This is a genomic window from Pseudochelatococcus lubricantis (assembly GCF_011762225.1).
GTDB classification, from domain to species: domain Bacteria; phylum Pseudomonadota; class Alphaproteobacteria; order Rhizobiales; family Beijerinckiaceae; genus Pseudochelatococcus; species Pseudochelatococcus lubricantis.
The window spans coordinates 280,352-300,602 of record NZ_JAASQI010000001.1 but is presented as its reverse complement, the minus strand read 5'-3'; the positions used below and the strand labels follow the sequence as shown (position 1 = coordinate 300,602).

18 protein-coding genes are annotated in these 20,251 nt (G+C 68.9%); 13 read left to right on the top strand and 5 right to left on the bottom strand.

Going from position 1 to position 20,251, the window contains the following annotated elements:
• Window position 1: 1 nt before the first annotated feature.
• The 4 genes from FHS82_RS01240 to FHS82_RS01225 are packed head-to-tail and all read right to left on the bottom strand — an operon-like array spanning window position 2 to window position 3,732.
• A complete protein-coding gene (locus tag FHS82_RS01240) occupies window positions 2-1,033 on the bottom strand; it encodes a branched-chain amino acid ABC transporter permease (protein ID WP_166947895.1) in 1,032 nt (343 codons plus the stop codon).
• A complete protein-coding gene (locus FHS82_RS01235) occupies window positions 1,030-1,749 on the bottom strand; it encodes an ABC transporter ATP-binding protein (RefSeq protein WP_166947893.1) in 720 nt (239 codons plus the stop codon). The genes FHS82_RS01240 and FHS82_RS01235 overlap by 4 nt, the downstream gene beginning before the upstream one ends.
• Window positions 1,742-2,506 carry an ABC transporter ATP-binding protein gene (locus tag FHS82_RS01230; RefSeq protein ID WP_166947891.1) on the bottom strand — a complete coding sequence of 255 codons (765 nt, stop codon included), beginning with the start codon at window positions 2,504-2,506 and terminating at the stop codon, window positions 1,742-1,744. Before FHS82_RS01230 ends, FHS82_RS01235 begins: the two co-directional genes overlap by 8 nt.
• Before the next feature lie 50 nt (window positions 2,507-2,556).
• On the bottom strand, window positions 2,557-3,732 hold the full coding sequence (locus FHS82_RS01225) for a substrate-binding domain-containing protein (protein WP_166947889.1): 1,176 nt from the start codon (window positions 3,730-3,732) through the stop codon (window positions 2,557-2,559).
• A 178-nt stretch (window positions 3,733-3,910) separates the two neighbouring features.
• On the opposite strand from FHS82_RS01225, the gene FHS82_RS01220 reads away from it, so the two are divergent.
• The 9 genes from FHS82_RS01220 (at window position 3,911) to dgcA (ending at window position 14,663) form a co-directional block, all read left to right on the top strand.
• On the top strand, window positions 3,911-5,839 hold the full coding sequence (locus FHS82_RS01220) for a heavy metal translocating P-type ATPase (protein WP_166947887.1): 1,929 nt from the start codon (window positions 3,911-3,913) through the stop codon (window positions 5,837-5,839).
• Between the two features lie 216 nt (window positions 5,840-6,055).
• Complete coding sequence (locus FHS82_RS01215) at window positions 6,056-6,715, top strand: response regulator (RefSeq protein ID WP_166947885.1); 660 nt, start codon at window positions 6,056-6,058, stop codon at window positions 6,713-6,715.
• Window positions 6,712-8,052: an ATP-binding protein gene (locus tag FHS82_RS01210; RefSeq protein WP_166947883.1), complete on the top strand. Its 1,341-nt coding sequence runs from the start codon at window positions 6,712-6,714 to the stop codon at window positions 8,050-8,052. The genes FHS82_RS01215 and FHS82_RS01210 overlap by 4 nt, the downstream gene beginning before the upstream one ends.
• 106 nt (window positions 8,053-8,158) lie before the next feature.
• Window positions 8,159-9,916: an ABC transporter permease gene (locus FHS82_RS01205; RefSeq protein ID WP_166947881.1), complete on the top strand. Its 1,758-nt coding sequence runs from the start codon at window positions 8,159-8,161 to the stop codon at window positions 9,914-9,916.
• A gap of 12 nt (window positions 9,917-9,928) precedes the next feature.
• Window positions 9,929-11,293: an ABC transporter ATP-binding protein gene (locus tag FHS82_RS01200; protein WP_166947879.1), complete on the top strand. Its 1,365-nt coding sequence runs from the start codon at window positions 9,929-9,931 to the stop codon at window positions 11,291-11,293.
• A 177-nt stretch (window positions 11,294-11,470) separates the two neighbouring features.
• Window positions 11,471-11,968 (top strand): cytochrome b, encoded by a 498-nt coding sequence (locus FHS82_RS01195; RefSeq protein WP_166947877.1) that lies wholly within the window; start codon window positions 11,471-11,473, stop codon window positions 11,966-11,968.
• Between the two features lie 88 nt (window positions 11,969-12,056).
• Complete coding sequence (locus FHS82_RS01190; protein ID WP_166947875.1) at window positions 12,057-12,599, top strand: GNAT family N-acetyltransferase; 543 nt, start codon at window positions 12,057-12,059, stop codon at window positions 12,597-12,599.
• Between the two features lie 121 nt (window positions 12,600-12,720).
• Entirely contained in the window at window positions 12,721-13,701 is a 981-nt protein-coding gene (locus tag FHS82_RS01185; RefSeq protein WP_166947873.1) for a pirin family protein, read from the top strand.
• Entirely contained in the window at window positions 13,701-14,663 is a 963-nt protein-coding gene (dgcA, locus tag FHS82_RS01180) for an N-acetyl-D-Glu racemase DgcA (RefSeq protein WP_166948873.1), read from the top strand. The genes FHS82_RS01185 and dgcA overlap by 1 nt, the downstream gene beginning before the upstream one ends.
• A gap of 10 nt (window positions 14,664-14,673) precedes the next feature.
• Here the strand turns inward: dgcA and aqpZ are convergent, their stop codons facing one another.
• Window positions 14,674-15,396 (bottom strand): aquaporin Z, encoded by a 723-nt coding sequence (gene aqpZ / locus FHS82_RS01175; protein ID WP_166947871.1) that lies wholly within the window; start codon window positions 15,394-15,396, stop codon window positions 14,674-14,676.
• Between the two features lie 349 nt (window positions 15,397-15,745).
• Here aqpZ and FHS82_RS01170 point away from each other — a divergent pair, with 349 nt between their 5' ends.
• From FHS82_RS01170 to FHS82_RS01155, 4 genes are all read left to right on the top strand, one after another.
• Entirely contained in the window at window positions 15,746-16,480 is a 735-nt protein-coding gene (locus tag FHS82_RS01170; protein WP_166947869.1) for a glycoside hydrolase family 25 protein, read from the top strand.
• Between the two features lie 239 nt (window positions 16,481-16,719).
• Window positions 16,720-17,550, top strand: coding sequence for an ornithine lipid ester-linked acyl 2-hydroxylase OlsC (gene olsC / locus FHS82_RS01165; RefSeq protein ID WP_246224958.1), 831 nt, complete (start codon window positions 16,720-16,722; stop codon window positions 17,548-17,550).
• A gap of 510 nt (window positions 17,551-18,060) precedes the next feature.
• Window positions 18,061-19,011, top strand: a complete 951-nt coding sequence (locus FHS82_RS01160; protein ID WP_246224956.1) for an ABC transporter substrate-binding protein — start codon at window positions 18,061-18,063, stop codon at window positions 19,009-19,011.
• 5 nt (window positions 19,012-19,016) lie between these two features.
• Window positions 19,017-20,204 carry an isochorismate synthase gene (locus FHS82_RS01155; protein WP_166947867.1) on the top strand — a complete coding sequence of 396 codons (1,188 nt, stop codon included), beginning with the start codon at window positions 19,017-19,019 and terminating at the stop codon, window positions 20,202-20,204.
• Window positions 20,205-20,251 lie beyond the last annotated feature (47 nt).

Below are 20,251 nucleotides of genomic sequence, written 5' to 3'. Positions count from 1 at the left end.
GTCATTTCGCCTTCACGACCGGGATCATGCCCTGCGGGCGCCACATAAGGACCGCCACCATCAGCGCGATGTTCGACACCAGCGCGGCCTTGGGCTCCAGAAAGGCAACGTAGTTCTGCAGCAGCCCGACCAGCAGCGCCCCGATGAAGCAACCCTCGACCGAGCCCAGCCCCCCGATGATGACGACGATGAACACGAGCACCATGATCTGGTTGCCCATGCCGGCGGTGATCACCTCCTGATACAGGGCCCACATCACGCCGCCGAGGCCGGCGAGAGCCGAGCCGGCGACGAAGACGAGCACGAAGACGCGCCGGATGCGATAGCCGAGCGCCTGCACCATTTCCGGATTTTCGACGCCGGCGCGCACGATGAGGCCGAGCCGCGTGGCGCGCAGCAGCCAGCGCATGCCGAGAAACAGCACGAGCCCGATGGCCACCGCGAGCAGCCGGTATTTCTCCAGCGCCGCGCCCGCGAAGGTGACGGCGCCCTTCAACGTTTCGGGCCGCGGCACGGCGATCTGTTCGCCGCCCCAGATGACGTGGATGAGCTGCTCCGCCACGATCAGGCCGCCCATGGTGACGAGGATCTGCTTCAGGTGCGAGCCGTAGACCGGGCGGACGATCCAGCGCTCGAAGCCGAGGCCGAGGCCGCCTGCCGCCGCCATGGCGGCGGCGATGGCGAGCGCCACGGCGGCGACGTTGGCGGGCATGTCCGCCGCCCCCGCCATGCCCGGCAGTGCGAGCAGAACCGTGGCGCCGACGAAGGCGCCGAAGGAGATGAAGGCGCCGTGGCCGAAATTGATAACGTCCATCAGCCCGAAAACGAGCGTCATGCCGGAGGCGATGGTGAAGATCATCATCCCCATCGCAAGGCCGGAAACGGTCAGCGTCAGCCACGACGACCCTTGCGGGATGAGCACGAGGCCGGCGAGCATCAGCGCCGGGATCAGCAGCACCGGCAGCCAGGGCTCCAGGCGCCGGGCGAGCGGCGGGCGGGTGAAGGTGGGGGCGTGCTCCGGCGCGCGGCTCATGCGGCGCCCTCCATGCCGAGAAGCCGGCCCTGAAGCGCCGCATCGGCGGCGAGGTCCGCCATCCGCCCGGACCAGACGGTGCGCCCGTCCTCCATCACCACCGCGCCGTCGCCGAGCGCGCGGGAGAGGGCGAAGTTCTGCTCGACGAGCAGGATCGTCGCGCCGGCGCGCTTCAGGTCCTTCAGCGCCCGCGCCAGCGTGGTGACGATGGCGGGCGCAAGCCCCTTGGAGGGCTCGTCGATGAGGTAGAGCCGGCGCTCCTCGATCATGGCGCGCGCGACGGACAGCATCTGCTTCTGCCCGCCCGACAGCGTCCCGGCCGCGCTGTCCCAGAAAGTCTTCAGCGGCGGGAAGGCAGCGGTGATCCACGCCAGCCGGGCCTTGTCCATCGGGCCGGAAATCGCCGCAAGGCGCAGATTCTCGCCGACGGTCAGGTCCGAAAAGATGCCCATGTCCTCGGGCACGTAAGCGATGCCGCGCCGGGAGATCTCCGCCGTCGGAAGCGCGGCGATATCCTCGTCCGCGAACAGCACTTGCCCGGTGCGCGCACGCCACAGGCCCATGATGGTACGCAGCGTTGTCGTCTTGCCGGCGCCGTTGCGGCCCAGCAACATCGTCACCTCGCCGCGCGGCACCGAAAAGCTCACGTCATGCAGGATGTGGTAACGCCCGATGTCGGTGGCGACCGACCGCAGCGTCAGGATCGGCTCAGACATCCTCCAGCGCCCCTCCCAGATAGGCTTCCCGCACGATGGCCGAGGCCATCACACCGGCGGGCGGGCCGTCGGCGACCAACGCGCCGTTGTGCAGCACGATCAGCCGGTCGGCGAGGCTGCGGATGACGTCCATCTTGTGCTCGACGAGCAGCACAGTCGCCGCGGGATCGGCCCGGATTTCCGCGATCAGGCCGAGGATCACGGGCGCCTCGTCCAGCGACATGCCCGCGGTCGGCTCGTCGAACATGTAGATCTTCGGTTCGAGCGCGATCATCATCGCCACCTCAAGCTTGCGCTGGTCGCCGTGCGACAGGGCGGCGACGGGACTTTTCGCGAGCCGCGTCAGCTTCACCCGCTCCACCACCGCCTCGGCCGCCGCGATGAGGTCGCGTTGCGCGGAGACGCGCGGAAACGCGCGCAGGCCCCGCCCCTGCCGCGCCTGGATGACGAGGCGGACGTTCTCCAGCACCGAAAGCGCGGGAAACAGGCTCGTCAACTGAAAGGCGCGGCCGATGCCGGCCCGCGTGCGCGCCGCGACGGGAGCGCGGGTGATGTCGCGCCCCTCCAGCAGCACCTGCCCCGCCGTCGCCGGGAGCTGCCCCGAGATCAGGTTGAAATAGGTGGTCTTGCCCGCCCCGTTCGGCCCGACGATGGCCGTCAGCTCGCCGGGCCGAAAGGCACAGCTCACGGCATCCACCGCGACATGCCCGCCGAAGCGGACTGTCAGTCCGCGCGTTTCAAGCGAAGGCCCGTTCATGCATCACCCCGTCAGGCAAGCTTCCGCCGCGCTCGCGGCCAGGGCCGGGTTCAGTCGCGCACGGGCACTTTCATCTCGTCGATGCCGATGACCCGCACCAGTTCCGGGATGCCCCAGGCCACGGCAGGATCGACCTTGATGCGGAAATGATACATTTCCTGCAGCGCCTGATGGTCCTCCGGACGGAAGATCATCTTGCCCTTCGGCGTTTCCCACTCCATACCCTCCATCGCCGCGATCAGCGCTTCCGTATCGGTGGAACCCGCCTTCCTGATCGCTTCGACGATGGCGATGCCGGCTGCCATGCCGCCGGCGGTGAAGAAGTCCGGCGGCGCGCCGAAGCGCTCCTGATGCGTCTTCACCAGCCATTTGTTCGCGGGATTCTGCGGGATCTCGTAATAATAGTAGGTCGCGCCCTCCATGCCCGGCAGTTCCTTGTAGGCGGCGAGCGCCGAGAGGATGTTGCCGCCGGAGGCGATCCGGATGCCGAAGCGGCCGGGGTTCATGGCGTTGATCCGGCCCATCGGGTTGTTGGCGCCCGCCCAGATGATGTAGAGCAGCTTCCTGTCGCCCCCGGCATCCTTCATCGCGTTGAAGATGCGCTCGGCCGCGGCCGTGAAGTCGGTCGTGTCCTGCGGCACGTATTCCTCGTGCACGATCTTCGCACCGGTGTCCGCCAGCGCCTCGCGAAAGGCGGCCACGCCGTCACGACCGAAGGCGTAGTCCTGCGCCAGCGTGGCGATGCGCACGCCCTCGCCGCCCAGCGCCACGGCGTTGGCGATGGCGTCCTGGCTGGAGTTGCGGCCGGTGCGGAAGATGAAGCGGTTGCGGTCCGCCCCTGTGATCGAGTCCGCCACCGCCGGTTCCACGATGAGAATCCTGCCATGTTCCTCGGCCACCGGCAGCATCGCCAGCGCTACGCCCGAACTGACGTCGCCCACCGCGAGCAGCGCATCGTCGTCGCCATAGGCCTCGGCCAGAACGGCGCGGCCGACGTCGGGCTTCAGCTGGGTATCCTTCTCGATCACGACGATTTTCTCGCCGCCGATCTCCATCGTGCCCCCGGTCGCGTATTCGAGGCCGAGCAGCAGTCCTTCGTGAGACTGCCTGGCATAGGCTTCGAGGGCGCCGGTCTTGCCGTAGACGTGTGCAATCCGGATCTCGGCCTGCGCGGGGGACGCAAGAAGGCCGATGGCGACCGCAGCGGCCGCCAGAACACGGTTCATGATTTCCTCCCGTTATTCATGACATATGAGTCATGTTTCGCATGACGCTACTGGCGGCTGTCTTTCCTGTCAATCGCGACCGCTCCGGTATCGGGCGGCACGTTCAGGCGCGTGTCAGCAAATTTTTCCATGCATTTGCCCGGCTATCCACGTCTTTGCCGTACAGCCGGGACAACGCATGCTCCACCTTTCTTCCGACCGTTCGATGACGGTGCTCACCGGCGCCACCGTGGCGGGCATGGGTCTTGCCGCCTGCGATGCGCTCGCCGTCCCGGGGCCGTGGGGCCCCGCCGGCCTCGCGCTGGCCTATCTCGCGGGCGGGCTGCCGGCGGCGGCGCGGGCGCTGGCGGCGCTGTGGCACGAGGGCATCCTCGACATCGACCTGCTGATGGTGGCCGCCGCCCTCGCCGCCGCCGCCGTGGGCGCGCCGCTGGAAGGCGCGGTGCTGCTCACGCTCTTCAGCATCTCCACCACGCTCGAACACCGCGCCATGGGCCGGGCGCGCCGCGCGGTGGAGGCGCTGATGGCGCTGCGCCCGGACACCGCGCTGAAGCGCCTGCCGGACGGGACGATGGCCGAAGTGCCGGCAGCCTGCCTCGCACCCGGCGATGTCGTGGTGCTGCGGCCCGGTGCGCGGGTGCCCGTGGACGGCACGATCCTCGACGGCGACGGCTCGCTCGACGAGGCCACCATCACCGGCGAGTCGATGCCGGTGCACAAACGCGCCGACGCGAAGGTCTTCGAGGCGACGGTGAACCTCGACGGCGTGCTGGCCGTCACCGTCGCCCGCTCGGTCGCCGACAGCACGGTGGCGCGGATGATCGCGCTGGTGACGGAAGCGCAAGCCGCCCGCGCGCCGTCGGAACGCTTCAGCGCCTGGTTCGGCCAGCGCTATACGGTGGCGGTGCTGGCGGGCTCCGCCCTCGCCTTCGGCCTCCTCCTGTGGCTCGGCTGGCCGGCGCGGGAAGCGCTCTACCGCGCGGCAACGCTGCTGGTGGCTGCAAGCCCGTGCGCCATCGTGATCTCGGTTCCCGCCGCCGTCCTCTCTGCCCTCGCCGCTGCGGCGCGGGGCGGCGTGCTGTTCAAGGGTGGCGCGGCGCTGGAGACGCTGGCGGAGGTCGACACTTTCGCCTTCGACAAGACGGGCACGCTCACCACCGGCAAGGCGGAGGTGACGGAGGTTGCGGCCGGCGGCGGCGAGACGGCGTTCCTGGCGCTGCTCGCGGGATTGGAGGCGCATTCCGAACACCCCGTCGCGGACGCGATCCGCCGCCACGCCGAGGCGCGCGGCATCGCGCCCGCGACGGTACGCGACGTGCGAGCCATCCCGAGCGAAGGCATCCGGGGGATCGACGCCGGGGGCGTGGTCTGGGCGGGCAACCGCCGCATGGCGGCGCGTATGGCGGCCCGGATATACGCGATGGCGGACACGCCGGCATCGGAACCCGATGCGCGGCCCGATCTGGCGGCGCTTGCCGACAGCGCGCAGACGGTCGTCTATCTGGGGCGCGGGAACCGGATTCTGGGCGCCGTCAGCGTGGCCGACCGCCCGCGCGCGACATCGGCGGCGGCACTCGCGGCGCTGCGTGCCGAGGGCGTGACGACCATCGTCATGATGACCGGAGACCGCCGCCCGGTGGGAATCAGGATCGGCGCGGAACTTGGCTTCGCGCCGCAGGATATCCACGCCGATCTGCTGCCGCAGGACAAGGTGCGGCTGGTGGGCGAACTCGCGGGCCGGGGCAAGGTCGCCTTCGTCGGCGACGGCGTGAACGACGCGGCCGCGCTGGCGCGGGCCGACATCGGCATCGCCATGGGCGCGGCGGGCAGCGAGGTCGCCCTGCGGGCAGCGGATGTGGCGCTGCTGTCCGAGGACATGCAGCGCCTCGCCGCCGCCCGCAGGCTCGCGCGGCGCACACGGAACATCATCCGGCAGAACCTGATCTTCGCCATGGGCGCGATGGTGGTGCTGGTGGCATCCAGCCTGTTCCTCGCCCTGCCGCTGCCGCTCGCCGTGCTGGGGCACGAGGGCGGCACGGTGCTCGTGGTGCTGAACGGCCTCCGGCTGCTCGCCGACCCCATCCGCTGCGACCGTAAGCGTGCCTGACCCGGCACGGCGCCAGCATGATCCACCGCTCATCCCATGGCTCCTCTCCCCGACATTATTTGAACCGTTCCAAAGAACGCGCGGATGCTCTACCTTGTCTGTGGAACGAGGATGCGCGGATTCTTCCGACGGACGGCTGGATGCGGCGGCGCCTGTTCAGCCGCCTGCCGGCGCGCAGGCCGGCGATCATCGGGCGAGGCGGGGAAAGGACGGAGGATGCGCATCCTTCTGGTTGAGGACGACCGCGGCATCGGCGATGCCGTGCGCGCCCAGATCGCGGCGGAGGGCCATACGCCCGACCTGGTGACGACTCTCGCCGACGCGCGCGCCTGCCTCGACACCGTCGCCTACGACCTGATCCTGCTCGACCTCATGCTGCCGGACGGCGGTGGCCTCGGCTTCCTGCGCGCGTTGCGCCGGAGCGGCTCGGCGACGCCTGTCATCATCCTGACCGCGCGCGACCGGATCACGGAGCGGATCGAGTGCCTGAACACCGGCGCGGACGACTATCTGGTCAAGCCCTTCGATCTCGACGAGCTGTCCGCCCGCATGGGCGCCGTGGCGCGGCGCTACGCGGGGAACCCCAACCCGCTGATCGAACTCGGCGGGCTTGCGATCGACATCGCCGCCCGCCGCGTCACCGGCCCCCAGGGCGAGATCACCCTCAGCCAGCGCGAATGGGCGGTGTTCGAGGCCCTGCTGCAGCGCCCGGGCAGCATCGTGCCGAAATCCGCGCTTGAGGAGCGGCTCTATTCCTTCGACGCGGAGGTGGAGAGCAACACCATCGAGGTCTACGTCAGCCGCCTGCGCCGGAAGCTCGGGCGGGGCAGCATCGAGACGCTGCGCGGCCTCGGCTACCGGCTGGGGCGTGGATGAACGCGGCGGATGCCCCGCGCAGCCTGCGGCGCGACCTCGCGCTCGGCCTTTCCCTCGGGCTCTGCGCCTTCTGGCTCATGGCGATGGCCGCGGCCGCGCAGATTGTGGGGCACGAGCTGGAGCAAATCTTCGACGCCGCCCTGCGCCAGACCGCCGAGCGCATCCTGCCGCTCGCGGTGATCGAGCGGGCCAACAGCGGGGAAGCACCCGCCACGCGACATATCTCCACCGTCGGGCCGCACCGGGAGGGGCAGATCACCTATGTCCTGCGCGATCGGGACGGGCGGATCGTGCTGGCCTCCGAGGACGCGGACCTTGCGGTTTTCGCGCAGCCGCTGGCCGAAGGCTTCCATAACGTGAACGATCATCGCGTCCATGCGCGGTTCGCCGTATCGGGAACCTATCGGATCGAGGTAGCCGAGCCGCTCTCCTACCGGCGCGAGGCGCGCCGGGAAACGATCGGCTTCATGTTTCTGCCGCTGCTCCTGCTGCTGCCGGCGAGCCTTGCCGGCATTGCCGTCTTCACCCGCGCGCGCCTCGCGCCGGTGGCGGCACTGTCGGCGGAGGTGGCGGGGCGAGACGCCTCGGACCTCTCGGCCCTGAGCACGCCCGGCCTGCAGGAGGAGCTGGTGCCGATCCGCGACGCGGTGAACCGGCTGATGACGCGGCTCGCACGCACGCTGGAGGCCGAGCGCGGCTTCACCGCTAATGCCGCGCACGAATTGCGCACGCCCATGGCGGCGGTGCTGGCGCAAACCCAGAGGCTGCTGGCGGAGGCGCCCGAAGGGCCGCTACGCCAGCGGGCGCTGACCATCGAGGCGGAACTGAAGCGCCTCGCCCGCCTCGCCGAAAAGCTCCTGCACCTCTCGCGCGCCGAAGGCGGTGGCGTTCTGGCCGGAGCGGACAGCGACGTGGCACCCATTCTCGCCTTGGTGGGGGAGGATTTTGCCCGCGCCGGCCACGGCGGGCGCCTGCGGCTCGCCCTGCCGGAGGGAGGCGCGCGGCTGCGCATCGATCCGGACGCCTTCGCCATCCTCGCCCGCAACCTGATCGAGAACGCACTGACCCACGGCGACCCGGCCACGCCTGTCGAGGTGAGGCTCTCGACCGGCGGCACGCTCACCGTCACCAACGCCGGCCCTGTCATTCCCGCCGAAACGCTCACGCGGCTCACCACCCGCTTCGAACGCGCCGGCAGCAGGGGGAGCGGCTCCGGCCTCGGCCTTGCCATCGCCGCCGCCATCGCACGGGGCACCGGCGCTGCGCTGACGCTGGCCTCGCCCGCGCCGGGACGTCACGACGGCTTCGAGGCCCGCTTCACGCCGTGCGCCCCGTGACATCGGGACGCGATGGTGGTATCGAAAAGTGGCATATGAGGGCGGCCTGCAGCCGGGAAACGGAACGTCCGGCCGGAGCGCTCCGCCGCGACGGGGGTGAGCGGGCATGATCGCGAATTCCAGCGCACCGGCCGGCGATCCCCGCGCCGCTCCACCGTCCTTCCGCCGTACCCTGACCGTCTGGGACCTCGTCGCCGTGCTGCTCGTGCTCGGCGCCGTCGTCCTGCTCGCGCAGGCGAGCCTCGGGCTGATGCAGCCCCTGCCCGGCCCGGGCACCCGCGCGATAGACCTTTCTCCAGCGGCCCTGCCGGAATATGCGCTGCGCACGTCCATGCGCATGCTGGCGGCGATGGCGCTGTCGCTCGTCTTCACCTTCACCTACGCGACCTGTGCCGCGCGCAGCCGGCACGCGGAACAGATCCTGATTCCGCTGCTCGACATTCTCCAGTCCGTGCCGATCCTCGGTTTCATCTCGGTGACGGTCGTCTTCTTCATGTCGCTGGCGCCGGGGAAGGCACTGGGCGCGGAACTGGCCGCCATTTTCGCCATCTTCACCAGCCAGGCGTGGAACATGGCGTTCAGCTTCTACCATTCGCTGCGCACGGTGCCGAAGGAACTCGTCGAGGCGTCGCGTTCCTTCCGCCTCAGCGCATGGATGCGCTTCTGGCGGCTCGACGTGCCGTTCGCCATGCCCGCGCTGGTGTGGAACATGATGATGTCCATCTCGGGCGGCTGGTTCTTCGTCGTCGCGGCGGAGGCGATCAGCGTCGGCGAGACCACCGTCACACTGCCCGGCGTCGGCTCCTACATCGCGCTAGCCATCGAGCGGCGCGACATCGGCGCCATCGGCTGGGCCATTGCCGCCATGCTGGCCGTGATCCTGCTCTGGGACCAGTTGCTCTTCCGGCCGCTGGTGGCCTGGGCCGACCGGTTCCGCGTCGGGCAGGACGACACCGGCGGCCCGCCGCCACGCGCGTGGGTGCTGACCGCACTGCGCCGCTCGCGGTTGATAGCGACGGCCATCGCGCCGCTCGCGGCCGCCTGGCGGTGGACTTACCGGATAGCACCGCCCCCGGCGGCTGCCCGCGTGCCGGCCACGGCGGCCGGGGAAACGGCTGCGCGCTGGCGCGAGCGGCTCTGGTATGCCGCGGTCGCGGCCGTGTGCCTGTTCGCCCTGTGGAAGACCGCCACATTCGTGTTCACGGGCGTCACGCTGGCGGAAGCGGGGCGCACCGTCCTCCTCGGCCTCGCCACCATGGTGCGCGTCTTCGTGCTGATCGCGCTCGCGAGCCTTGTGTGGGTGCCCGTCGGCGTCTGGCTGGGGCTGCGGCCGGCGGCGGCGCGCATCGCCCAGCCGGTGGCCCAGTTTCTGGCGGCGTTTCCCGCCAACCTGCTGTTCCCGCTCGCCGTCTCCGCTATCGCGGCGCTGCGGCTCGATCCGGACATCTGGCTGAGCCCGCTGATGATCCTCGGCACGCAGTGGTACATCCTGTTCAACGTCATCGCCGGCGCGTCGACGATCCCCGGCGAGTTCCGCGACATCGGCACCAACCTGCGCGTGCGCGGCTGGCTGTGGTGGCGACGGATCGCGCTGCCCGCCGTCTTTCCGTTCTACATGACGGGCGCGATCACCGCCTCCGGCGGTTCGTGGAACGCCAGCATCGTCGCCGAACTCGCGAGCTGGGGCGACACGACGCTGAAGGCCCACGGCCTCGGCGCCTATATCGCCGAGGCGACGGCGGCCGGCGATTTCCACCGCGTCGTGCTCGGCATCGCCGTGATGAGCGGGTTCGTCGTCGTCATCAACCGCACGTTCTGGCGGCCCCTCTACGCCTTCGCCGAACGCAAGTTCAGCCTCGACTGACGGGAGGACAGGATGAACACCTCGCACCACGATACTACCGGCCGCCCGGACCCGGCATCCCGCGGCCCCGCCCTTCCGGACGCCGCCCCCCTGCTGGAGCTGCGCGGCGTGCGCAAGTCCTTCCCCAGGCCGGACGGAGGCGAGCTGCTCGTTCTCGACGGAATCGACCTGACCTTGCGGGAAGGCGAGGTCATCGGCCTGCTCGGGCGATCGGGCTCCGGCAAGTCGACGCTTCTGCGGCTCATCGCCGGGCTCGCCGCGCCGGTCGCCGGCTCCGTCACCTGCCTGGGGCAGGAGGTGGCCGGGCCGCCGCCCGGCGTGGCCATGGTGTTCCAGAGCGCGGCGCTGTTTCCCTGGCTCACCGTGCTGGAAAACGTGCAGCTGGGGCTTGAGGCACTGGGCCTGCCGCCCGATGAAATCCGCCGCCGCTCGCTCGACGCGATCGACCTGATCGGGCTCGACGGCTTCGAATCCGCCTATCCGCGCGAGTTGTCGGGCGGCATGCGCCAGCGTGTCGGCTTTGCGCGCGCACTCGTCGTCCACCCCGCCATCCTGCTGATGGACGAGCCGTTCTCGGCGCTCGACGTGCTGACGGCGGAGACCCTGCGCACCGACTTTCTCGACCTTTGGGCGGAGGGCCAGTTGCCGATCCGCGGCGTGATCCTCGTCACCCACAATATCGAGGAGGCCGTGCTGATGTGCGATCGCATCCTCGTTTTCGGCTGCAATCCGGGCCGCATCCTCAAGGAGATCGCGGTCGACCTGCCGCAGCCCCGCGTCCGCCTCGACCCCGGTTTCCGCGATATCGTCGAGCGCCTTTACGTGGAAATGACGACCGCCGCCGCCGTCCGGGCCACGGGCACGCGAACCGAGCTTTTTCCCGGCGCGGGGATCGGCACCGTTCTGCCGCCCGTGTCGTCGAACATGCTGGCGGGCCTGATCGAGGCCGTCGCGGGACCGCCCTATGACGGCAAGGCCGATCTGCCCGTCATCGCCGCGTCGCTGAATCTGGAGATCGACAGGCTCTTCCCTGTCGCCGAGACGCTGCAGATGCTGCGCTTCGCGGAAATGGCGGGCGGCGACATCACGCTGACACCGGAGGGCAAGCGCTTCGCCGACGCGGACACCGACGCGCGCAAGCACCTCTTCGCCCAGCATCTGCTCACCTATGTCGCGCTCGCGGCCCACATCCGGCGCGTGCTCGACGAGCGGCCCGGCCATCGCGCGCCCTGGCACCGGTTCCTGGACGAGCTGGAGGACCACATGTCGCCACGCGCCGGCGCGCGGACCCTGCGCACCGTCATCGACCTCGGCCGCTACGCCGAGATCTTCGCCTACGACGACCGGCGGCGCGTCTTCAGCCTCGACAATCCCTGAGGCGGCGCGAAACGGCCGTTCCCGGCAGGCGCTGGACCGGGCGTGGGGTCAGGCACCGGGCAATTGCGACAGAATGACGCCCGGCGCGCGCGCCGCATCCGTTTTCAGAGTGGTGTCAGCTTCGCAGCGTCAGATCGGTGCCGTCGCGCCCATCGCAGACGTCAGGAGAACGGAACCATGTCCCACCCCGCACCAACCGGATATTCGCTCGCGCAAATCACGCTCCACTGGATCATTGCCGCCATCGTCTTCTTCCAGCTCGCCTTCGGGGAGAGCATGGCTCACGCCATCAAGGCGCGCGAGGAAGGCGGTACGCCCGCCGGCGCAGATGGCGCGCTGGCCAGCGCGCACTACTGGCTGGGCATCGCCGTCCTCGCGCTGGTGGCGTTGCGGCTTGCGCTGCGCGTCGCGCGCGGCGTGCCGGCGCCGGTCGACGAGGGCCTCACCGGCAAACTCGCGGCTGGCATGCACCACCTGTTCTACCTGCTGCTCGTCGCCGCACCCGTCACCGGCCTGCTCGGCTTCTATGCGGGCGAGCCGTGGGGAGGCGTGCATACGGTCGCCAAGCCCCTCTTCATCGTGCTCATCCTCGGGCATGCCGGCGCGGCACTTTTCCACGCTTTCTGGCTCCACGACGGAACCCTGCGGCGGATGCTCGTTCCCCAGCGCGGCTGAGCCATGGAATCATTTGACGGGTAAAGGCGCTCGCTCCAGAAAAGAAGCGTGGGGGCCATCGGGCCACCCGCGATGCGTGAGGTTCGGAATGCTGATAAGGCCCGCCGCTGCGGCGGACGTGAAGGGAATCACGGCGATCTACAACGACGCCGTCGCCAACACGACCGCCATCTGGAACGAGACCATCGTGGACGAGGCCGACCGCGCCGCCTGGCTCGCGGCCCGGCAGGGTGGCGGCTTCCCGGTTCTGGTCGCGGCCACGGAGGATACGCCTGCCGGCGAGGTGCTCGGCTATGCCACCTTCGGCGCGTGGCGGCCCCACGACGGCTACCGGCACACCGTCGAGCATTCCATCTATGTGCATCCGCGCCACCATCGCGCGGGCATCGGTGGGCTGCTGCTGGCACGGCTGATCGAGGAAGCGCGCGCGCAGGGGCGGCACGCGATGATTGCCGCCATCGAAGCGGGAAACGGCGCCTCGATCGCGCTGCACCGCCGGTTCGGTTTCGTGGAGACAGGCCGCCACAACGAGGTGGGGACGAAATTCGGCCGCTGGCTCGATCTCGCCATCCTGCAGCTCATGCTCGACGACGGGCCGCCGCAGGCACCCTGCCGCCGGGATGTGCCCTGACTGGGCGCCTGCCGGTTTCTTTCCGGCCCCTGTCGAATTAGCGGTATCCGCCCCGCGGCCCGATGCTGTAGAATCGGCGCCGGCGAGAACAACGGGCGCACACGCGCCGGGAGGACGCATCATGAGCTGGAACCCCGCCCTCGAACCCGGTTGCCCGGACGACACCGGCGCCGACGCCATCGAAACGCTGATCATTCCCCGCACGCGCGACCTCGGCGGCTTCGAGGTGCGCCGCGCCCTGCCGGCGCCAAGGCGCCAGATGGTGGGGCCGTTCATATTCTTCGATCAGGCCGGACCGGCCGAGTTCCTCACCGGCGCGGGGATCGACGTGCGCCCGCATCCCCACATCGGGCTCGGCACCGTCACCTATCTCTATCGCGGCGACTTTCACCACCGCGACAGCATCGGCAGCGACCAGATCATCCGCCCGGGCGAGCTGAACTGGATGGTCGCGGGACGCGGCGTGACCCATTCCGAACGCACCAGCGCGCAGGGGCGCGCGGGCCCGCACAGCCTGTTCGGCATCCAGACATGGGTCGCGCTTCCCGAGGGGGCGGAGGACAACGCGCCCGTCTTCGAGCACCACGGCGCGCGCGACCTGCCGGTGATCGAGAACGAGGGCGTCTCGCTGAAGCTGATCCTGGGGCACGCCTATGGCGAGAAAGCGCCGGCCACCGTCTATTCGGAAACGTTCTACGCCGACGTGCAGTTGCAACCGGGCGCGCGCTTCCCGCTGCCGGACGACCACGAGGACCGGGGCATCTACGTCTCGGAAGGCAGCATCGCCGTCGCCGGGCAGACTTTCGAAGCCGGGCGCATGATGGTGTTCCGCCCGGGCGACACGATCACCGTCGCGGCCGGCGAGCGCGGCGCGCGGCTGATGATCCTCGGCGGCGCGACGCTCAACGGCCCGCGCTACGTGTGGTGGAACTTCGTCGCCTCGTCGCACGAGCGCATCACAGCGGCGAAGGAGGCCTGGAAGGCACAGCAGTGGGGCAAGGGCGCGTTCGACCTGCCCGTCGGCGACCGGGACGAATTCATCCCGCTTCCGGACGCGGTGCGCGTGCAGGCGGCGACGGGCGGCACGGCGGCAGATGCATGATGCGCGAACTTGAGATCGCGGTCGAGCACTGGCCCATCGCCGGCAGCTTCACCATCGCGCGCGGCAGCCGCACCGAGGCCGTCGTCGTGGTCGCAACCGTGCGCGAGGGCGAACACGCCGGATGGGGCGAATGCGTGCCCTACAAGCGCTATGGCGAGAGCGTCGACAGCGTCGTGGCGCAGCTGCGCGGACTCGCGGAGGCCGTGCGCGACGGCCTGACGCGCGCCGACCTCCTCCGGCGGCTTACGCCCGGCGCGGCGCGCAACGCGCTCGACTGCGCCCTGTGGGACCTCGAAGTCCACGCCAGTGGCCGCCCGCTCCATGCACTCGCCGGCGCGCCGAAGCCCGCGCCGATGACCACCGCCTACACGCTGAGCCTCGGGACACCGGAATCGATGTACGAGGCCGCAAGGCGCGCGGCGGAGCGGCCGCTGCTGAAGGTCAAGCTGGGCGGGGACGGCGATATCGAGCGGCTCGCCGCCGTGCGCGAGGGCGCGCCGCGCGCGCGCCTCATCGTGGACGCGAACGAGGGCTGGCGGCCGGACAACCTCGGCGCCAACATCGCGGCCTGTGAGCGGGAGAAAGTCGAACTCATCGAGCAGCCGCTGCCGGCGGGCGACGACGGGGCCCTCGCCCGCATCGATACGCCGGTCGCCATCTGCGCGGACGAAAGCATCCACGACGCGGCATCGCTTGCGGCACTGCCCGCGTGGTACACGGCCGTCAACATCAAGCTCGACAAGACCGGCGGCCTGACAGACGCGCTCGTGCTGCGGCGGGAGGCGGCCGCGCGCGGTCTCGGCATCATGGTCGGCTGCATGGTGGGCACGTCGCTCGGCATGACGCCGGCGCTCGTCATCGCCGAGGGGGCGGACTACGTCGATCTCGACGGCCCGCTGCTGCTCGCCCGCGATCGCGAGGGCGGCCTGCGGTATGAGGGCAGCACCCTCATACCGCCGTGATCGCAAGGGATCAGCGCTGGTCGTTGCTGGAAAGCAGGTGACGATAGATCAGGCCGCCCGCCGCGCCGCCGAGCAGCGGCACCACCCAGAACAGCCAGAGCTGCGCGATCGCCCAGCCGCCCTGGAACAGCGCGACGCCCGTGCTGCGCGCCGGGTTGACCGAGGTGTTGGTGACCGGAATGCTGATCAGGTGGATGAGGGTGAGTGCGAGACCGATGGCGAGCGGGGCGAACCCGGCGGGCGCACGCCCGTCCGTGGCGCCGAAGATGACGATGAGGAAGAAGGCCGTGAGCACGAACTCCACCACGATCGCGGCGAAAATCGAGTAGCCGCCCGGCGAATGTTCGCCGTAGCCGTTGGAGGCGAAGCCGCTCGCGGAGGCGTCGAAACCCGCCTTGCCGGAAGCGATCAGGTAAAGCACGAACGCGGCCGCGATGGCGCCCAGCACCTGCGCCACGATGTAGGGCCCGATGTTCCGGGCCGGAAAGCGGCCGCCCACGAAAAGGCCGACCGTGACAGCCGGGTTGAAATGCCCGCCGGAGATATGCCCGAGGGCATAGGCGCCGGTGAGGACGGTGAGGCCGAAGGCAAGGGCAACACCGGCATAGCCGATGCCCACGTCAGGGACGCCCGCGGCCAGCACGGCGCTGCCCGCGCCGCCGAGCACCAGCCAGAAAGTGCCCAGAAACTCGGCCGCAAGGGCCTTGCCCGCTCCGGGGAAACTGTCGCTCATCTTAGAACTCCTGGTTCGATCGATTCCGATAACCACCTGGAGAGGCGTCGCGGCGTGCATCTGCCCCCACATATGGCAGAATACAGAATACATCCGAACTGTGTATCTTGTATGCTATTCAATATACTGTATTAACCGAATTCGTATCGCCGCCGCACCGTGCCGCGCGGCGGGCACCGTCGGAGACGCGGGAGCCGGTGGAATTTTGCCGCCAATTCACTTCGTCTTAACCGAAAACGTACAATGGTGACCACGCGGTCTGGGACGCAGGCGTTCATTCCGGCGGATTCGCGCCGGCCGGCTTCGTCACGATCCGTGTCTGATAGTTCCTGAAGCGGATCGTCTTGCGATGTTTGCGTCTATTTCCAGCCGGTTCACGAAGCCGCTGACGGCAGCCCTGCTTGCCGTGGCGGTCGCCTCCTGCGCCACGCAGCGGCGCGAGCCCGTGCCTTCCGACTACCCGATCCACGGCATAGACGTTTCCCGCTGGCAGGGCGACATCGACTGGGTCACAGTCCGACGCAGCGGCGTCGCGTTCGCCTGGATCAAGGCGACGGAAGGGGGCGACCACATCGATCCGAGGTTCCTCGAAAACTGGTATGCCGCGGGGATCGCCAACGTGCCGCGCGGCGCGTATCACTTCACCTACTGGTGCCGGCCGGCGGTCGAGCAGGTGGCGTGGTTCATCCGGAACGTGCCCGTCGACCCCGATGCGCTGCCGCCGGTGCTCGACGTGGAGTGGAACGGCCATTCGAAGACCTGCCCGCGCAAGATCCCGCGCGCCGCGGCCATCGCCGAGATGAAGATCATGCTCAACGCGATGGAGCAGCACTACGGCAAGCGGCCGGTGATCTACACCGACATCACGTTCTTCAAGGATGTGATGCAGGGCGAATTCGAGCGCTATCCGATCTGGGTTCGCAGCATCCCGCGCTATCCGACACCCCGCTTCGACGGGCGGCGGTGGTATTTCTGGCAGTATACCGCCAAGGGCACCATCCCCGGCATCGGGGAGCCCGTGGACCGCAACGCCTTTTTCGGCACTGCCCATATGTGGGAGCGCTTCCTTGCCGGAGATCTATAGGAACAGCGGGCTCGACAAGTAACGATTTATCGAAGCCCGCACGTTACTTATAATGATTCAAATATGACTGGAGTATAATAGCGTATCGCAGATGCGACTGCGGTCATACTTGCCGACTCAGCCGAAACGATCTAGCAAGAGACGGGGACCGGAGCGGAGTCGGCCGCATTCTCCTGGCGCTGCTCCGCGATAACGCCGATCCGGCGTCACCCGTGCAGGAGGTTGGGCAGGAGGTCATCTTGGCTACCGACACCGCAAACAAGCCGCCGGCGCCGGATTCCGGCTCGCAGCAGTTCGGAACCGAAGGCATCGCGCCGATGACGCGCCCGAGCCGCATCACCCGTGTCCTGATGGGAATCGTGGCGTGGGCGGAGCAGCTTAACCTGCGATATTCCAGGGTCGGCAACCCGCCGGTCTACGACAACGCCACCTTTCCCTGGGTCGCGGACATCGAGCGCGAATGGCATCTGATTCGCCACGAACTCGACGCGGTGCTCGAACGCCAGAGCGAGTTGCCGAGCTTTCAGGACATCTCGGCCGACGTGAAGACCATCAGCACCGATTCGCGCTGGAAGACGTTCTTCCTCACAGGCTACGGCCTCAAATCGGAGCAGAACATCGCCGCCTGCCCGCAGACGTGGCGGATCGTCCAGAAGATCCCCGGCCTCAAGACGGCGATGTTCTCCATCTTCGAGCCGGGCAAGCACCTGCCGCCGCATCGTGGCCCTTACAACGGCGTCCTGCGGCTGCATCTGGGCCTGATCGTGCCCGAGCCGCGCGACAAGCTCGCCATCCGCGTGGACGACCAGGTGCTGCACTGGGAGGAAGGCAAGGCGCTTGTCTTCGACGACGCCTACAAGCACGAGGCGTGGAATCACACCGACAGGACGCGCGTGGTCCTGTTCGTCGACTTCGTGAAGCCGCTGCATTTCCCCGCGAGCCTGATCAACTGGCTGCTGCTGAACGTCGCCGTCTTCACCCCCTTCATCCGCGAGGGGCTCGACAACCACAAGGCGTGGGAAAAGCGCTTCTACACGGAAGCCGAGGCGTTGCGCAACAAGGGCCATTGACGGCCCCAGGCGCCGTTCCGCCTTATGTATGTGCCGCATGTATGTGCCGCCTCCTGCCCGCGCGGCGGCCGCGTTGAGGAAACGCCACACCTCAAGAATACGGAAATAGATCGCGGAGCCGCGATCTCGCGGGAAAGTGAACCGTTCAGGAAAACGTGATGTCCGCGCCTGCCCGCAACGCATGGCTGGCGGCCATGCAGGATATTGACTTATAGCTCGCGCCGGCACATAGCCATCCAACGAGAAACGCGAGAACTCAGCTAAATGCAATCACAATATAATAATTCTAAACTGTATATCATAGTTCGCCGTGTTCCTTTTCTCGTGCGTATGCTTTCTCTCGTGCTTTCGATTTCTTTTATAATTATTCTTGATTCTGTTGTCCAAGCCCGTGCCCAGGACGTTCGGCCCGTCACGGTAACGGATATCGCGGGCAGGACGATCTCCCTTCCCCGGCCGGCACAGCGGCTTCTGATCGACGACGGACGTTATCTGATCGCCCTGTCGCTGATGGCGGACGATCCGGTTTCGCTCGTGGCCGCATGGCCGCACGACGTCCACCGTCTCGGCGACGCCGCCTACGGCGCCTATCGCGAGCGTTTTCCCGCCATCGCCGACAAGCCGCGCATTGCCGGTTCGGCGGACTCTCTCTCCGTCGAACAGGTCATCGACGTCGCGCCCGACGTGGCGATCTTCCGCGACGGGCTGGGACCGAACCCGGAGCAGATCCGCCAGATCGAGGCGGCCGGCATTCCCGTCGTCTTCATCGACTTCTTCTCGCAGCCGCTCGAAAACCTGGAGAAGAGCTTGCTCATCCTCGGCCGCCTGATCGGGGCGGAAGAACGGGCGCAGGCCTTCATCGACTTCCGGGACGCGCATCTGAAGCGCATCACCGGGCGGATCGCGCAGACGCCGGCCCTCCGGCGCCCGCGTGTTTTCCTGGAAGTGCACGCCGGGCTGACGGAATGCTGCAACTCGCCGGGGCGGGGCAATGTCGGCAATTACGTCGAACTCGCCGGTGGCCATAATATCGGCGCGGACGTGCTGCCCGGCGCCAGCGGCAAGCTTGGCATCGAGTACATCATCAGCGCGGAGCCGGAAATCTACATCGCCACCGGCGGCCCGCACACCGCGAAGGCCGGCGGTTTCGTCATCGGGCCGGAATTCTCGCCCGCTGAAGCGCGGGCTTCGCTGGCGCGCATGGCGGCGCGGCCGGGCATCGCCTCCCTCGCCCCCGTCGAGCGCGGCGAGGTGCACGGGCTAGCGCATCAGCTTCTCAACTCGCCGCTCGACATCCTCGTCGCCGAACGGCTCGCCAACTGGATCCATCCCGAACTTTTCGCCGACGTCGATCCGGACAAGACGATCGAAGAGCTGAACACACGTTTCCTCGCCGTCCCGCTCGCGGGGCCAAACTGGATCGACCTGCGCCAGCAGGCCGGCGGCGCATCATCCGAGTGAACAGAATGGCAAGTGTCGCAATGCGTCAACCCGCCGAAGGCAGCGATATCGAGAACGCGGGCTTCGCCGCGCCTTTCGTTTTCAGTGGAGCCGGCGGAACGCTCGTCGGCCATGGCGCGGGCTGCAGCCTCGCGCCGACAGCCGCCGGCAGCCTCGCCGCCGCCGTCGAGGTGTTCTGGAAGGAGCAGCGCCACGCGACGCTGCTCGTCGGCGCCCTGCCCTTCGACCGGACGGCCGCGGCGCACCTCTACGCGCCGGAAAGCGTGTCCGCGGCCGCGCCCATCGGCAAGGTGCGGTCGCTGCCGCGCGCGGCGGGAGGCTGGACCAGCATCGCCGAGCCGCCGGCCGCGACCTACGCCGACAGCGTCGCGCGCGCGCTCGCGCTGCTGAACGACGAAGCTGCGGCCCTGCGCAAGGTCGTGCTGGCGCGCAGCCTGCTCGTGACAGCCCCCCACGCCATCGATCTCGATGCGGTGCTGACGCGCCTCGCGCAGGACTCCACCATCACGACCTATGCGGTGCCGCTGCCGGCGGCTGCGTCGGGCGCACCGCGCACGCTCGTCGGCGCCAGCCCCGAGCTGCTCGTGGACAAGCGCGGCGGCACGGTCCGCTCCGCGCCGCTCGCCGGCTCCGCGCGCCGCCACGCCGACGCCGCCGCCGACAGGGCCTCCGCGGACGGCCTGCTGCACTCGGAAAAGGACCTGCGCGAGCATGCCTTCGTGGTCGAGGCCATCCTCGACACGCTCACCCCCTATTGCCGCGCGCTGTCCGCGCCGGAAGGCCCGTCGCTGGTCTCGACCGCCTCCATGTGGCATCTGGGCACGGCCATTGACGGCGAGCTGAAGGATCCGGCAGTGTCCGTCGTTGAACTCGCTGCCGCCCTGCATCCCACGCCCGCCGTCTGCGGCCTGCCACGGGCAACGGCGCGCGAGGCGATTGCCACGCTGGAGGACTTCGACCGCGGCTTCTACGCAGGGGCGGTGGGCTGGGCGGATCGCGCGGGAGACGGACGCTGGATGGTGGCGATCCGTTGCGCGGAATTTTCCGGTGCGACGGCACGCCTCTATGCGGGGGCGGGCATCGTGCCGGGTTCCGATCCCGAGTCGGAAGTCGCCGAGACCTCGGCGAAGTTCGCGGCCCTGCTCGCCGCGCTCGGCATCGACGAAGCCGGCAGGACGCAGGAGCCGCGCTGACGCGGCAGACTGGCGATACGCCCCGTCCCGCGCCGCAAGCGCGGTCC

Excerpts from the sequence above, each read along its gene's own strand:
- FHS82_RS01240 (WP_166947895.1), bottom strand. The coding sequence starts at position 1,033 with ATGAGCCGCGCGCCGGAGCACGCCCCCACCTTCACCCGCCCGCCGCTC.
- FHS82_RS01235 (WP_166947893.1), bottom strand. The coding sequence starts at position 1,749 with ATGTCTGAGCCGATCCTGACGCTGCGGTCGGTCGCCACCGACATCGGG.
- FHS82_RS01230 (WP_166947891.1), bottom strand. The coding sequence starts at position 2,506 with ATGAACGGGCCTTCGCTTGAAACGCGCGGACTGACAGTCCGCTTCGGC.
- FHS82_RS01225 (WP_166947889.1), bottom strand. The coding sequence starts at position 3,732 with ATGAACCGTGTTCTGGCGGCCGCTGCGGTCGCCATCGGCCTTCTTGCG.
- FHS82_RS01220 (WP_166947887.1), top strand. The coding sequence starts at position 3,911 with ATGCTCCACCTTTCTTCCGACCGTTCGATGACGGTGCTCACCGGCGCC.
- FHS82_RS01215 (WP_166947885.1), top strand. The coding sequence starts at position 6,056 with ATGCGCATCCTTCTGGTTGAGGACGACCGCGGCATCGGCGATGCCGTG.
- FHS82_RS01210 (WP_166947883.1), top strand. The coding sequence starts at position 6,712 with ATGAACGCGGCGGATGCCCCGCGCAGCCTGCGGCGCGACCTCGCGCTC.
- FHS82_RS01205 (WP_166947881.1), top strand. The coding sequence starts at position 8,159 with ATGATCGCGAATTCCAGCGCACCGGCCGGCGATCCCCGCGCCGCTCCA.
- FHS82_RS01200 (WP_166947879.1), top strand. The coding sequence starts at position 9,929 with ATGAACACCTCGCACCACGATACTACCGGCCGCCCGGACCCGGCATCC.
- FHS82_RS01195 (WP_166947877.1), top strand. The coding sequence starts at position 11,471 with ATGTCCCACCCCGCACCAACCGGATATTCGCTCGCGCAAATCACGCTC.
- FHS82_RS01190 (WP_166947875.1), top strand. The coding sequence starts at position 12,057 with ATGCTGATAAGGCCCGCCGCTGCGGCGGACGTGAAGGGAATCACGGCG.
- FHS82_RS01185 (WP_166947873.1), top strand. The coding sequence starts at position 12,721 with ATGAGCTGGAACCCCGCCCTCGAACCCGGTTGCCCGGACGACACCGGC.
- dgcA (WP_166948873.1), top strand. The coding sequence starts at position 13,701 with ATGCGCGAACTTGAGATCGCGGTCGAGCACTGGCCCATCGCCGGCAGC.
- aqpZ (WP_166947871.1), bottom strand. The coding sequence starts at position 15,396 with ATGAGCGACAGTTTCCCCGGAGCGGGCAAGGCCCTTGCGGCCGAGTTT.
- FHS82_RS01170 (WP_166947869.1), top strand. The coding sequence starts at position 15,746 with ATGTTTGCGTCTATTTCCAGCCGGTTCACGAAGCCGCTGACGGCAGCC.
- FHS82_RS01160 (WP_246224956.1), top strand. The coding sequence starts at position 18,061 with ATGGCGGACGATCCGGTTTCGCTCGTGGCCGCATGGCCGCACGACGTC.
- FHS82_RS01155 (WP_166947867.1), top strand. The coding sequence starts at position 19,017 with ATGGCAAGTGTCGCAATGCGTCAACCCGCCGAAGGCAGCGATATCGAG.